Origin of the sequence: Klebsiella sp. K5-204 (genome assembly GCF_030128585.1) — a bacterium.
GTDB lineage: Bacteria > Pseudomonadota > Gammaproteobacteria > Enterobacterales > Enterobacteriaceae > Klebsiella > Klebsiella quasipneumoniae.
The window spans coordinates 598,155-611,867 of the sequence record NZ_JAKUZS010000002.1; the positions used below are offsets into that span (position 1 = coordinate 598,155).

At 58.8% G+C, this 13,713-nt stretch carries 16 protein-coding genes; 3 read left to right on the top strand and 13 right to left on the bottom strand.

Translation table 11 applies throughout. The annotated features are described in order from the left end of the window. Positions 1-90: 90 nt before the first annotated feature. From MKR05_RS08335 to MKR05_RS08370, 8 genes are all read right to left on the bottom strand, one after another. Complete coding sequence (locus MKR05_RS08335; protein WP_044523602.1) at positions 91-621, bottom strand: anti-virulence regulator CigR family protein; 531 nt, start codon at positions 619-621, stop codon at positions 91-93. Positions 622-988: 367 nt separating this feature from the next. Further along, complete coding sequence (locus tag MKR05_RS08340; RefSeq protein ID WP_064154500.1) at positions 989-1,960, bottom strand: ABC transporter ATP-binding protein; 972 nt, start codon at positions 1,958-1,960, stop codon at positions 989-991. After that, positions 1,957-2,937 (bottom strand): ABC transporter ATP-binding protein, encoded by a 981-nt coding sequence (locus MKR05_RS08345; protein WP_072413297.1) that lies wholly within the window; start codon positions 2,935-2,937, stop codon positions 1,957-1,959. Before MKR05_RS08345 ends, MKR05_RS08340 begins: the two co-directional genes overlap by 4 nt. Continuing rightward, positions 2,934-3,884, bottom strand: coding sequence for an oligopeptide ABC transporter permease (opp4C, locus tag MKR05_RS08350; protein ID WP_072413296.1), 951 nt, complete (start codon positions 3,882-3,884; stop codon positions 2,934-2,936). Before opp4C ends, MKR05_RS08345 begins: the two co-directional genes overlap by 4 nt. Continuing rightward, entirely contained in the window at positions 3,881-4,840 is a 960-nt protein-coding gene (locus MKR05_RS08355) for an ABC transporter permease (protein WP_008804589.1), read from the bottom strand. The genes opp4C and MKR05_RS08355 overlap by 4 nt, the downstream gene beginning before the upstream one ends. Positions 4,841-4,884: 44 nt before the next feature. After that, on the bottom strand, positions 4,885-6,588 hold the full coding sequence (locus MKR05_RS08360; protein WP_238875667.1) for an ABC transporter substrate-binding protein: 1,704 nt from the start codon (positions 6,586-6,588) through the stop codon (positions 4,885-4,887). A 344-nt stretch (positions 6,589-6,932) separates the two neighbouring features. After that, positions 6,933-7,616 carry a CatA-like O-acetyltransferase, family 1 gene (locus MKR05_RS08365; RefSeq protein WP_087824061.1) on the bottom strand — a complete coding sequence of 228 codons (684 nt, stop codon included), beginning with the start codon at positions 7,614-7,616 and terminating at the stop codon, positions 6,933-6,935. Between the two features lie 31 nt (positions 7,617-7,647). Then, positions 7,648-8,031, bottom strand: coding sequence for a VOC family protein (locus MKR05_RS08370; RefSeq protein WP_238875666.1), 384 nt, complete (start codon positions 8,029-8,031; stop codon positions 7,648-7,650). Positions 8,032-8,121: 90 nt separating this feature from the next. Between MKR05_RS08370 and MKR05_RS08375 the strand changes: the two genes are divergently transcribed. After that, complete coding sequence (locus MKR05_RS08375; RefSeq protein ID WP_032453133.1) at positions 8,122-8,892, top strand: DeoR/GlpR family DNA-binding transcription regulator; 771 nt, start codon at positions 8,122-8,124, stop codon at positions 8,890-8,892. A gap of 3 nt (positions 8,893-8,895) precedes the next feature. On the opposite strand, the gene MKR05_RS08380 is transcribed toward MKR05_RS08375, so the two are convergent. Then, the gene (locus MKR05_RS08380) at positions 8,896-9,525 is read right to left on the bottom strand and encodes a LysE family translocator (RefSeq protein ID WP_032453132.1); all 630 of its coding nucleotides are present in this window, start codon (positions 9,523-9,525) and stop codon (positions 8,896-8,898) included. A 249-nt stretch (positions 9,526-9,774) separates the two neighbouring features. On the opposite strand from MKR05_RS08380, the gene MKR05_RS08385 reads away from it, so the two are divergent. Next, positions 9,775-10,410, top strand: coding sequence for a carbonic anhydrase (locus MKR05_RS08385; RefSeq protein WP_023289965.1), 636 nt, complete (start codon positions 9,775-9,777; stop codon positions 10,408-10,410). Positions 10,411-10,457: 47 nt separating this feature from the next. On the opposite strand, the gene MKR05_RS08390 is transcribed toward MKR05_RS08385, so the two are convergent. The 4 genes from MKR05_RS08390 to MKR05_RS08405 all read right to left on the bottom strand — a co-directional run bounded on the left by MKR05_RS08390 (position 10,458) and on the right by MKR05_RS08405 (position 13,117). Next, entirely contained in the window at positions 10,458-11,474 is a 1,017-nt protein-coding gene (locus MKR05_RS08390) for an NAD(P)-dependent alcohol dehydrogenase (protein WP_199912730.1), read from the bottom strand. A gap of 152 nt (positions 11,475-11,626) precedes the next feature. Beyond that, positions 11,627-11,836, bottom strand: a complete 210-nt coding sequence (locus tag MKR05_RS08395) for a YdgH/BhsA/McbA-like domain containing protein (RefSeq protein ID WP_004202908.1) — start codon at positions 11,834-11,836, stop codon at positions 11,627-11,629. Between the two features lie 84 nt (positions 11,837-11,920). Then, on the bottom strand, positions 11,921-12,637 hold the full coding sequence (locus MKR05_RS08400) for a hypothetical protein (protein ID WP_087824059.1): 717 nt from the start codon (positions 12,635-12,637) through the stop codon (positions 11,921-11,923). Positions 12,638-12,682: 45 nt separating this feature from the next. Continuing rightward, entirely contained in the window at positions 12,683-13,117 is a 435-nt protein-coding gene (locus MKR05_RS08405; protein ID WP_023289962.1) for a winged helix-turn-helix domain-containing protein, read from the bottom strand. Between the two features lie 400 nt (positions 13,118-13,517). Here MKR05_RS08405 and MKR05_RS08410 point away from each other — a divergent pair, with 400 nt between their 5' ends. Next, positions 13,518-13,667, top strand: a complete 150-nt coding sequence (locus MKR05_RS08410) for a hypothetical protein (protein ID WP_023289961.1) — start codon at positions 13,518-13,520, stop codon at positions 13,665-13,667. Positions 13,668-13,713: the final 46 nt, after the last annotated feature.

The following is a 13,713-nucleotide window of genomic DNA, read 5'->3' on the forward strand; positions in this document are numbered from 1 at the left end:
ATCTTAGCGATGATGCCTGCGAGTTGTCACTCTCCCGCGCCAGGCACAAAAAAGCCTCGCCGGGGCGAGGCTTTTTAATCAGCAGGTGATTTAGTCAAACACACCGTTAATCACGGCGGTAACGATGGCGGTGCTCAGGGCGACCAGCACCAGGTCATCGCCGACCGCGCGCCATTCATAGCCCGGGTAATAGGGCAGGTCGTTAATCATAGAAGCGGGCAGGGTCTTTTTCGCGATACCCGGAGGTAACGGTTTACCGCGGGCGACATTTTTGGCGATACCCGGAGGCAGCGCCTGATAGCCGACCAGACCGTAGTTCACGGCAAGGGAGCGCGCCCGCGAGAAGCTAATATCGCTGTCGACGTGGTCGGGCTTGCCGTAGTTTTTGCGGTTGCCATGATCGTCATTGGACTGACCTTTATTTTGTCCTTTATTGCCATGGTCGCCGCTGTTACCGCTGTTACCATGATTGCCGCTATTGCCATGGTTACCACTGTTCCCGTGATTACCACCGCCGCCATTGCCATTGCCGTTACCCGGGTTGGCATAGGCCGGAGCCGCCATGACGGCGAGAGAAATAACCGCCGCAAGTGCTGTTTTAATAGTGCGACGCTTAAGCATGATCTTGATTCCTTAATGTGGAGTACACGCATAAAAAATAAGATAAAGCTATGCCCCAGGCAATCTCATATAGTCTTATTTTTTGCCGGGTTTTCACGGGAAGGTCACAAAAGGATAGCGGGGCGCGGACGAGCAGTTCCATTGCTGCGTTTTGACAGACGGGCGACCGCGCCCCGCTAAATGTGTCGCCGGCAGGATCGCTCCCGGGCGTGTCGCAAAAAAATGCCCGAAGCCATCGGGCAAAAATGAATAAAAATATTACGCTTCATTCATAACGCGTCTCACAAGACGGAGCGGATAGTAAATCCTGGCGCCGCTGCGCACAATCGGCCGCTTGTTTAGAAATAAATAACCACGCCGACCGCGCTCAGGACGCGATCCAATGGCAGGCGACCCGATGGCCAGGGGCCACCTCGCGCAGCGCCGGCGCTTCTCTGCGGCACCGCTCGCCGACCTGCGGGCAACGGGATGAAAAACGGCAGCCGGCGGGAGGATTGACCGGATCCGGGATCTCGCCTTGCACCAGCTCCTGCGGTTCGCTGTGCGGGTCGAGGGTCGGCACCGCGGCCAGAAGCGCGCGGGTGTAGGGGTGGAGGGGGCGGCTGAACAGCGCATCGCGGCTGGCGCTTTCCACCAGTTGCCCGAGATACATCACCGCCACATCGTCACATAGATGCTCCACCACCCCGAGGTCGTGGGAGATAAACAGAAACGTGACGCCGCGGTCGTCGCGCAGGTCGGAAAACAAATTGATGATCTGCGCCTGAATGGACACATCGAGGGCCGAGATGGGCTCATCGGCGACGATAAAATCCGGGTTGAGGATCAACGCCCGGGCAATACCGATCCGCTGGCGCTGGCCGCCGGAAAACTGATGCGGGAAGCGGGCGTAGTGTTCCGGCGCCAGGCCGCAGATCTTCATCACGTCGATCACCCGGTCATACAGCTCATCGCGGGCGCAAAGCTTGTGCTGCAGCATAGCTTCGCCTATCGCCTCGCCAATGCGCAGCCGCGGGTTCAGCGAGCTGTAGGGATCCTGAAATACCAGCTGCATCCTCGGCCGAATAGCGCGCAGGGCAGGCGCGGTCAGGTCGGCCAGCTCCTGACCGTGAAATTTCACGCTGCCGGCGCTCTTCTCGTACAGGCCAAGCAGGGTTCGGCCGACGGTGGTTTTCCCGCTGCCGGACTCGCCCACCAGGCCAAAAATGGTGCCCGGACGGATGTTAAAGCTGACGCCGTCCACCGCGCGAAGCTCGCCGGTCTGTTGGCCAAACAGGCCGTCGCGCAGCGGAAAATATTTTTTCAATCCATCCACTTCAATAACAAAGCGTTCGCTCATGCTGTCGCCTCCGCAAATTCGCTGTAAAAGCAGGCGGCCCGCTGGCGCTCGCCGAGCAGCGGCGGAATCGCCTCCCGGCAGCGCGCCGTCGCCCGCTCGCAGCGCCCGGCAAAGGCGCAGCCCGTCGGCAGGGCGGCCAGATCCGGCACCTGGCCGGGAATCGAGTACAGCCGCCGACGCCGCTCGCCCGGCACCGGGCGGGAGGCGATGAGCCCACGCGTGTAAGGGTGCTGTGGATGGCGTAACACCTCCGCGGTGGCGCCCTGTTCCACAATCCGTCCGGCATACATCACCACTACCTGCTCGGCCATCTGCGCGATCACCCCCAGGTCGTGGGTAATCAGCATCATCGCCATCTGGCTGGCCCGCGCCCGGTCCCGCAGCAGACGCAGGATCTGCGCCTGCACGGTCACGTCGAGCGCGGTGGTGGGTTCGTCGGCAATCAGCAGTTTGGGCTGACAGCTCAGCGCCATGGCGATCATCACCCGCTGCAGCATGCCGCCGGAAAGCTGGTGGGGATAGCTGACCATCAGGCTGTCGCCGCGCGCCAGGCCGACCTCGCTGAGCAGCCGGGTAGCCTGCTGCCAGGCGGCTTTCGGCGTGGCGCCGAGGTGGCGGATCGCTGGTTCGCACAGCTGCTCTCCGATGGTCAACACCGGGTTCAGGGCCGACATCGGTTCCTGAAAGATCATTGCCAGCTGGTGGCCGCGCAGGTCGGCCATCTGTCTGGCTTTTAGCCGCAGCAGATCGCGGTCAGCGAAACGGATCTCGCCGCCGTCGATGCGCGCGGCCTGCGGCGGCAGGAGGCCCATCAGCGCCATCGCGGTGACGCTTTTGCCGCAGCCGGACTCGCCCACCACGCCAACGGTTTGCCCGGCCTGAATCGTGAAAGAGACGTCCTGCACCGCGCGCACGCGATGGCGTTCGCCAGCGAAAGAGACGGAGAGATGATTAAAGGAGACTAACGGTATGCTCATTTCAGCCTCGGTTTCATATTGGGATCCATGGCGTCGCGCAGGCCATCGCCCAGCACGTTAATGGCGATCACGGTGATAAAGATGGCGATCCCTGGCGGCATCCACAGCCAGGGACGGCGCTGGAAATCGATCAGGCTATTGGCGGCGTCCATCATATTGCCCCACGACGGCGTCGGCGGCACCACGCCGAGGCCGAGATAGCTCAGCGCGGATTCGCTGAGGATGGCGTTGGCGACAGCCATGGTCGCCATCACCACCAGAATCGGAATGGTATTCGGCAGCAGGTGGCCAAACAGCCGGCGACGCGCCGACAGGCCCAGCACCTGGGTGGCCAGCATAAAATCGCGTTCGCGCAGGGAGAGACATTGTCCGCGCACCAGCCGCGCCAGTCGGGGCCACTCCAGCAGGCTGAGCATCACCACCACCAGATAGATGCGCGAGTCCGGAGAAAAATCGAGCTCGGAAAGCATCGCCCCGGCGACGATCAACAGCGGCAATCCGGGGATGGTCATCACCAGGTCGGCCACGCGCATGATCACTCTGTCGGTTAACCCGCCGACATACCCCGAGAGAGCGCCGAGCAGATAGCCCAGGAACACCGACATCACCATGGTCAGCAGACCGATAATCAGCGAGATGCGCCCGGCCAGCAGCAGGCGGGTGTAAACATCGCGGCCGAGGAAATCGGTCCCCAGCCAGTGTTCGGCACCGGGCGGTTGGTTGATGCTCAGGGCGTCGGTGGCATCCTCTTTCCACGGCGACCAGACGGGCCCCAGCGCGCACCACACCGCCATGACCGCCAGCAGGAACAGGCAGAACATGGCCAGCCGGTTACGGCGCAGCTGTCGCCACCCCTGGCGCCAGGGAGAGGGGGTAATGTGCGCCAGCGCCGGGATAGCCGCCTGGCGCTGGCGACGACGGTAAGCAAAGTAAGACAGAATCATCATGACCTCACCCGAATACGCGGATCGGCCCAGGCGTACAGCACGTCGGCGAGCAAATTACCGACGATCGTTAGCACCGCCAGAAACAGGGTGAACCCCATCAGCACCGGATAGTCGCGGGCGGCCAGCGAGTCGATATGGATGTGGCCCGCCCCCGGCCAGTTGAATACCTTTTCGGTAATGATCGCCCCGGAGAACAGCCCCGGCAGCTCGAAGCCCAGCAGGGTGATGATCGGCAGCAGGGCGTTGCGTAGCGCATGTTTGAGGATCACCGTGCGCTCCTGCAACCCCTTGGCGCGGGCGGTACGGATAAAATCCATTTTCACCACGTCGAGCATACTGGCGCGCACATAGCGCGTCAGGCTGCCCGCCTGCAGCATCACCAGCGCCAGCACCGGCAGCGCCAGGTGGGCCGCCACCTGCAGCACATACTGCCAGCCGCTCTCGTCGCTGCCGGTATTGGTCATCCCGCCTACCGGCAGCCAGTGGAGATCGACGGCAAACCATTTAATCAACAGCAGGCAGAGGAAAAAGGTGGGGAACGACATGGCGGCAAACACCGCGACGCTCACCAGATGATCAAACCAGGAGCCGGGTCGCAGGGCTGACACCACGCCGACCGCCAGGCCAATGCCCCAGTAAAAGACCAGCGCGACGCTGGCCAGCAGAAAAGAGTTCCAGATGTACTGGTTGAGCAGCTGGCTGACCGGGATCTGATACTGCAGCGAAAAGCCTAAATCGCCGCGCAGCAGCTGTCCCAGCCAGTGGAGATAGCGGGTGAACAGCGGCTGGTCGAGGCCATAGATCGCCTTCAGCTCCGCGGCGCGGGCGGCGGTCAGGGTGATATTGCCATCGATAAAGTCGCCGGGGGTTTTGGCAAACAGCATAAAAATAATGAACGAGGCCAGCAGCAGCATCGGCAGCGTTTGCAGCAGGCGCCTCAGGATGAAATTTTTCATGACGATCTCGCATCAGCCGCCGGTTAACCCGGCGGCCAGGGGATTTACTTGACGATTTTCACATCCGGCAGGCTGCCGGTCAGGCCGTTGTAGATATCCGGTTTAAAGCCGGTGACGCGGGCGCTGCTGGCGGAAAGAATGTTGCGATAGCCGAGCAGGATCACCGGCGGATCGTCGGCCAGCACTTTGTACAGCTGGTGATAGATCGGCTTGCGCTGTTCGATGTCGAGCACCGCGTTGCCGGCGTTAATCAGCTTATCGACCTCCGCGTTGTGGTAGCCGGACGCTTTCGCTTCGCTGCTGTAGAAATCCCATACCCCATCGTGCGGGTCGTTGAGGGTGCTGGTGCTGAACGAGGCCAGATCGTAATTTCCGGCTTTGCGCTGCGCCATCAGGGCGTTGAAATCCACCACCTGCGGCTTAAGCAGCACGCCGATCTGCCGCCAGTTCTCTTTGGCGATGGGGATCAACGCATCGTTGAGCACCTTCTTGCTCACCAGCAGGGTCAGCTCCAGACGCTGGCCCTCTTTGACGCGGATACCGTCGGCGCCAGCTTTCCAGCCGGCCTCATCCAGCAGCTTTTTCGCCTGCGCCGGATCGTAAGGGTAAGGATTGACGCCTTCTGCGTTAAAGGCCCAGGAGATAGGAGCGATCGGCTCGATGGCGACTTTGCCGTACCCCTGATAGACCACGTCGATCAGCTTTTGCCGGTCCAGGCCGTAAATCAGCGCCTGGCGCACCCGCTTATCCTGCAGCGCCGGGCGATGAACGTTGAATTCCAACTGGCTGTAGTCGCTGGAGCCGTAAAGGTTAATGTTGGCGAAGCCGAGCATCTTCAGCTGTTCGATATCGTCAGGACGTGAGGTAAAGGCGTCGTAGTCGGTCTCCCCGGTCTGGAACAGCTGGAAGTTGGTCGACGGATTGGTTACGCGATAGATAAAACGCGGCGTTGGCGGCGTCCCACGGTAAAAGTGGCTATTGGCATGGAAGCGAATTTCCTGACCGGGAATATAGGTATCGTACACGTAAGGGCCGTTGCCCAGCGGCTTGCCGTGCAGTGAGCGCAGATAGTCGAGATTTCCCCGCTGATATCCTTTGCCGTACCAGGCTTTCGACAACACCGGCCCGCCAATTTTGGCCAGCGTGGTGGCGCCTGGCTGGGTGGTGGTCACCTGCAGGGTGAGCGGGTCGATGACCTTCAGACCGCTGACGCGGTCAGCCTTGCCGGCTTTGTATTCTGCGCCGCCGGCGATATTGGCCAGAGTGATGTCGGTATCGCCATCATATTTGGGGTCGAGCAGGACCGTCAGGGTAAAGGCGACATCTTCCGCCGTCAGCGGTGAACCGTCGCTGAAGGTCAGGCCAGGGCGCAATTTGATGGTATAAACTTTACTGTCCGGGCTGACCGTCCAGCTCTCCGCCAGCCCCGGGACCAGCTTGCCCTGGCTGTCCCAGTCGATCAGGCGTGAAAAAATGACGTTAGTGACGTTTTCATCCCAGCCGTTGACGAAAAAGTAGGGGTTGAAGATCCCCTGCGGCTCGGAGATCCCGGCCACTACCGTGTCTTTGCGCAGCTTAGCGCTGGCCGGGATCTGACTGGCGTCGGCGGCCGGGGTGATGCCTTCTTTCAGGAGACCCTCAGCAAAGACGGCAGAAGAAAATGCTACCACGCCGCCGAGCAGGGCCACTTTTAGCGCCAGGGCAAAGCGGGTTTTTCTGGTTTTTAATCCTTGTTGTAATCTGGACAAAAGTGCTACCTCATCAAGTGATTGCGTGGTGATTTACAATTCATGACGAAAGATAAGAGGCGCACTTCGCCCTGTCTAACACTGAAACGCTATGATTTATAACCAATTATCCTTAGCAAAGGTTCGGCAATATAATCCCATTCTTTGGCTATGAAGCAGTGGTTTCCGCTGCCCGATGAGAGTGGGCCAGCATGCTATCCGCGACCAAGCCTTTCCATCGCGAGGTTCTGAACAGGCGTCATACCTGCGCGGTATTCGCCGGATGGGCGAGAACGATGAGAGTGGACCCGTACCGACCGCCGTGTACGGCGTAAGGCACCGTGACGGTCGGTTCCGGGCGGACGTTAACGCTCCTTCGCCGCAGGGGGAAGCAGTGAGGGGGCGGTTGCGGCTAGCGGCTGCCAGAGCCGCTCGGGGTCGCGAAACCCCTCTTCGATGAGGGCATAAAAGCGGCTGGCGTGGAGACCGTCGACGAAGGCATGGTTAAATCGCCCGGCCACCGGGATCACGCCGTCTTGCAGTTTCCCCCAGGTGAGCGCCGGAACCGCGGCGCCCACCGCGTATTCCGCATGGGTCATCGAGGTGAAGTGGAGCCACGGCAGACAGCTGGCGCAGATAAAATGTTCGCCATCGACGATGAGCGGCGCAGGTGATGTCTCTCTTGCCGCGACGATCTTTGGCGTTGCCGCGGCGCTGAAGGTGATGAACTCGGGAGCGTTGTCGCACCATACCTGGCGGAAGCCCTCCTCGACGGTCATCACCGGCGTCATGACCGCCAGACTGTCATATTCAATCACCTCGCCATTGCGCATGCGCTGTCGGAGCTGCGGTACCCCGTTGGCCGCGCGCAGCAGGGCATAGAGCGCGAGCTGAAAAAACGAGACCCGACGGTCCTTCGCACATTCGTACAGGCGCTGCGCCTCTATCGGAACGCAGAGATTAAAGCTGGGGTTGGCAAATTGTCGGTAAAAGGTGAAATGGTCCCGACGGGGCCAGGCCGCGGTGTCGATGATCCGGTAATGTGCCATGGATGCCTCCTTATGGCTGGCGGTCTGCTGACTATGCGACGATTTCAATCAGGTTGCCATCGGGATCGGCGATCACCGCCTCATAATAGCCGTCGCCGGTGGTGCGCGGCGGTGAAACCAGTATTCCCGCCGCGCCGGCGCGCTGGGCAAGGGCATCGACCTGTTCTGCGCCGCCCACCGAGAGAGCCAGGTGCGCCCAGCCGGTATGGTTATTATCGGCGCTGGCCTGCTGCAGGCCAGGCTTGGTCATCAGCTCGATCACCACCTCGTCGTCGATGGTGACAAAATAGGAGGCAAAGCCGAGATTGGTCTGGCTGAGGTATTTTTCATTGATGCTGGCGGCAAAGAACTCGACCCAGAAGCGGGCCTGAGCCTCAAGCCGTTGGGTCCACAGGGCGAAATGGGCAATTTTCATGGTAAACCTCCGGGCAGGAACATTGACAATCACGGCAGGGCAGACGATCATGCTTGCTGTTGCTCGTTTATGATGATTTAAGGAGTTTCTTTGCTCGATTATGCTGCTTTTCCTCAACAGCGACAAGCGCTGATTTGCCAGATCCTGCAGGAAAACGGCAGGGTGGTGTGTGCGGAGCTGGCGGCGCGTCTTCAGGTGTCTGAGCACACCATCCGCCGCGATCTGCATGAGCTTAGCCGCGAAGGCGTCTGTAAAAAAGTCTACGGCGGGGCGGTGTTGAGCCTGCCGGAAGCGGGAGATTACAGTGAACGGAAAGATAAAAACCGAGCAACAAAACTCAGGATCGCGCAGCAGTGCGCCCGGCTGGTGAAACCCGGCGGCATCCTTTTCATTGATACCGGCACCACCAATCTGGCGATGGCCGAGGCGCTGCCCGCCGAGCTGGCGCTGACGGTGGTAACGAACTCTCCGGAGATCGCCGCGGTACTGGTGAAAAAGCCGCTCTACGAGGTGGTGATGCTCGGCGGCCAGGTGCAGCGGGCGAGCGGGGGCTGCGTTGGGGCCGCGGCGGTGGCTCAGGTGCAGGGGATGTTATTCGACCAGGGGTTTATCGGCGGCTGCGCCATGGCGCCAGAGTCGGGCCTGACCGGCTTTGACTATGCCGACTGCGAGTTTAAGAAAGCGGTGATTAAGCAGTGCAGCGAAATTATCATCGGCCTGACCTCGGATAAAATTCCGGCGGTGGCGCGATTCGTGGTGGCCGCGAGCAGCGATATCGATGTGCTGGTGGTGGAGGAGAACATCAGTCGCGAATATCGCGTTGCCTTTCAGCAACACGATATTCGCATCCATACCGTGTAGCCGCTAGCGGGTGAGGGAGGTGGCTATAAGCCGCAGTCCCAGCGCCCCCAGCACCGTCGCGGTGGCGATATCGATTCGCCGCTTCAGCCGCAGGTAGACCCGACGCGGACGATCAGCGGAGAGCACCAGCGCCACCAGCGAATACCAACTGACGTCAATCAGGAAACTCATCAGCGGCACGATGTAATAGAAGGCGGTGGGGATCTGCGCCGGCAGCACGGCGGTAAAAATCGAGGCAAACACCAGCGCTGTTTTGGGATTGCTCAACTGAGTATACAGCCCGTCGCGGAAAGTCTTCAGCAACGAACGGTTGCCGTCCATGCCGCTGGCGGAAAAATCCATCGGCTGCGCCGAACCGCGGAAAATCTTATAGCCCAACCATAGCAGGTAGAGCCCGCCCGCTACTTTCAAGCCAATAAACAGCTCCGGCACCGCGGTGAGCACCTTCTGCAGGCCCAGCATCGCCATAATAGAAAAAATGGCGGCGCCGGCGCCGGTGCCCAGGGCGGTCACCAGACCGTGCAGACGCGAGCGGGCGACCGCATTGCGCGCGACAAAAATAAAGCTCGGGCCGGGACTGATCACCCCCATGATCAGCACCGCGGCAAGGGCCATCAGGCTGGATAAGAACATAGCAACTCCTGGTATGTCCGCCGCCGGCAGGCGGTCGGCAACGTGGGGACGGTACGAGCAAACAGAGTAACAAACTGGCTCAGGAAAGCACGTGAAAACCCTGTGGAAAAGGCGAGGCTGAACGGGCATCCGCGGCGCGCGTTTTCTGCGCAACTGTTTGAATAACGATTCCCATTCCTGTCAGCGATGGTAAACTGAATAACTGTGATCTTTGTCATACCGTAATAACTACAGAGAAGAGACACTGCTATGCAACATATCATTGAGGGCTTCCTCAACTTCCAGAAAGAGATCTTCCCCCAGCGTAAAGAGCTCTTCCGCAGCCTGGCCTCCAGCCAGAATCCCAAAGCGCTTTTCATCTCCTGCTCTGACAGCCGTCTGGTGCCTGAACTGGTTACCCAGCAGGAGCCGGGACAGCTCTTTGTTATTCGTAATGCCGGGAATATCGTGCCGTCTTTCGGGCCGGAGCCGGGCGGTGTATCCGCGACCATTGAGTATGCCGTGGTTGCGCTGGGCGTGACGGATATCGTAATCTGCGGCCACTCTAACTGCGGGGCGATGAAAGCGATCGCCACCTGCCAGTGCCTGGAGCCGATGCCGGCGGTGTCTCACTGGCTGCGCTACGCTGATGCTGCGAAAGCGGTGGTGGAAAAGAAAACCTGGGCCAGCGAAACCGATAAGGTCAACGGCATGGTGCAGGAAAACGTCATCGCTCAGCTGAACAACATCAAAACCCATCCGTCGGTGGCGGTCGGTCTTCGCGACCAGACCCTGCGCCTGCACGGCTGGTTCTATGACATTGAAAGCGGCGAGATTCAGGCGCTGGATAAAAACACCAAATCCTTTGTTTCGCTGTCAGAAAATCCGGACGTCTTTTTCGAATAAAGCCGTTCCCAGGGCATGGAGGCCCTGTTCATCTCATCTCCTCACCACTACCACTCCACGCAAATTTTGCCGAAATGGGCGCCGCTTTGCAGATAGCGGAAGGCGTCTGGTAAGGCCGCAAAATCAAACACTTTATCGATGACCGGCCGCGACGCCTGCAGGTTCAGCGCGTTGACGTAGTCCTGTTGTTGCCGGCGATGACCCACCACCAGCCCCTGCAGTCGGGCCTGTTTACTCATCAGCAGATGGGTGGGCACATGACCTTCGAAGCCAGTCAGGACGCCGATCAGCGCGATGTGTCCGCCAACACTGACGGCCTCGAACGACTGGCCCAGGGTGCCCGGTCCGCCGAGCTCCAGGATAATATCGGCCCCGCGATGACCGGTGATGTCCTGCACCGTAGCGCCCCAGGCCGGGGTGGTGCGGTAATTGATGAGATGGTCAGCCCCCAGGGCGCGCGCGCGGGCGAGCTTTTCATCGGATGAGGAGGTGACGATGACCTGCGCGCCCATGCTTTTCGCCAGCTGCAGGGCGGTTATCGACACGCCGCCGGTGCCGAGCGTCAGCACCGTATCGCCCGCTTTTAGCCGCCCCTCCACCACCAGCGCGCGCCAGGCGGTGAGGCCGGAGGTGGTGATCGTCGCCGCCTCCCTGAAGCTCCATCCGTCAGGCGCATGGGTAAAATGACTGGCCGGTCTGACTACATACTGGCAGGCGAACCCCTCGGCGCCGTCGCCCGGCGTCTGGCTGAAGTCCTTCACCTGCGGGCCCGGACGGCCATCCAGCCACTGCGGGAAAAAGCCAGCGACCACCCGGTCGCCTGGCTGAAACTCGCTGACCCCGGCGCCAACCGCTTCGACCACCCCCGCGCCGTCAGCCATCAGGATCCGCCGATCGGCAGTGGGAATCACCCCCGTCGCTACCAGCAAATCGTGATAGTTCAGGGAGGTGGCGTGTAGCACTACGCGGATCTCGCCTGCCGCCGGCGCGCCGGGGTCGGCAAGATCGACAAGCTGCAGATTGTCCAGCGAACCGGGTTTGTTGACGATCCAGGCTTTCATCATGGGGCTCTCTTTTCCAGGGGATGCGCTAAGTATTGGCCCGTCATCGGCTGAACGCCACAGCGCGTCGGTCAGGAAATCACTGCCCGGAGAAAGAGGCGAAAAAAAAGCGCCGTTTTTGACGGCGCTTTTTTAATCGCGAAAGAGGGAAGAGATTATTTGCTCAGCTCAGCCGTCATATGAACGCGATTATTAAACTGGGCGCTGGTGATTTTATAGGACGCACCCTGCTCAGCGGCCTGGGCGGCGATTTTGGCTTCTGCACGGTCCAGGGTGGAAGCGGTGGCGCTGACGCTCTGGGCGAAGCTGACGGAAGAGAACAGCGACAGTGCAGCAACAGCAACGAAAGTTTTGATGGATTTCATGGTCATATTCCTTAATCTGGTGTCTGATATAGGGCTTGTCGCCCTGATGTGATAAAGAATACGCGCAAAGCCTGGCGGTTAAAATCAAAACAATTTGCGAAACTCATTCAAATAATATGAATGATTTTCGGCCGGTCGCGATGCAGCACGTCGTTGCCGGGCTGGCCGTAGCCCTGGTCTATAGCAACTCAGATCGGCGCAGAGGCGGCTAAACGTGGCCTCTGCGGTCATAAAATGATGAAAATGGGTATGGCTGACGAGGCGAAAATTACTTTTGATCCGCTCCAGTCCGTTGTAAACCCGCTTGCGATTGACGCCCAGCGTGTCTGCCATCTGATTAGTCGACTGTCCGCCGACCACGCCACGGATCATCTGCATCTCCAGGTCATTGAGTGGGGCTCGCAGCCGGGAGGAGCGACTCTGACGCTGAAGGCGCGGCGCGAAAGGGCGGCTGCGATCTGCCAGACGGAGCAGAAGGCGGCGGATCTCCTGAACGCTTTCCCGCTGGCTGACCCACAGGAGGGTATCCGCGTAAAAGGCGCGTCCGCGTTTGACGTTGTTGGCGGAGGTAAATCCGACCACCAGGCCGGGATAGCGCTGGGCTAATTCAGCAGCGGCCTGATAATCGTGATAGTTTTCCAGCGCTAAAATAATCACATCCAGCCCGGCCGGATCGGGCAGATGGCTGAGCGGCAGTGAATGAATAATGTTCAGACCGGGCAAGGTTTCCTGAATATCTCTGAAACACTGGGCGAGGCCGATATTAAAATAAATATTATTGCTGTGAATTAAAATATTCAAAGAATAAACCCTGTTACAAGCGATCTAAACGGCGCGGGAAGGAGATTAGCTGCGAACCAGAAGTTTATTCATATCAGCAGGCGAGGTGTTTATATAATTCATCATGCCCGGCGGTTTGAAGGAATAAATTTCGGCTACACAAGCAGGATTAATATAATACCCTGCGCACTTAACGCGGATAATTAACACGCTTTCGACCCCCGCCTGGTTTAAGCGAGATTTTAAGGTCTGAATGACCTGCCATAATCGCTGCGCGGACGGACGGAGATTATTTTTCTCCCAGACGTTAATCATTAACTCTTCATCACTGACCAGACGTTCTCTGCCATGCGCCAGCAAATATTCCAGTAAACACGCCATGGTGCTGCGCAGCTGAACTTGCGTTCGCGTCCCACGTAACGCGATAATTTCCCGATGATGCAGGCAGTAGAAAATATTATCCGCTAACTTATAGCCAAGTAGTTTATAGCCTGTAGTCATCCACCACTCCCTGACAAATCCCCGTATTGCCGGTGCAGAGTACCCGCCTGCGGCGGTCTGACCAAGTGAATTTTATGAGCTAGAATAATCAAAACAATTAACCACATTCGCATACATAACTAGAATAAAAATCTGATAAAATCGCTCACTTCTGTTGGATTATGTGGTATAGGAAAAGTCTTAATCAAGCGGTGCGCGAAGTTAAACGGTTGAAAATATAGGTGGTGGAAACAAAAAATTGCATTTACCTTGATCTAGATCAATTTTATGCCTTTCAGGTGGCAATCACCATTTACATAGCAAAACAAAGATTGAAATAACAACGTTTAAGTGATGATAAGCTGATTCTGAACTTATGGAATTACCCAGGGAACTGTTCATTACTTTTCAGGAGCGTTTTATGGTCATTGCAACTCGTAAGCCTCTGTGCAACAAACGCTGGGCCGCCAGCCCGGCCTCTCAGGATCTTCAGTTGACCCAGCTGCGTCACCCCTGGGTCGCCACCACAGCCAGCTGCAAAAGTAAAAAAGGCTGGAAGCGCCGCGGTTAACGGCTAATCCACTTCCCCGGACACCACGCCCCGGTCGCGTTAATGC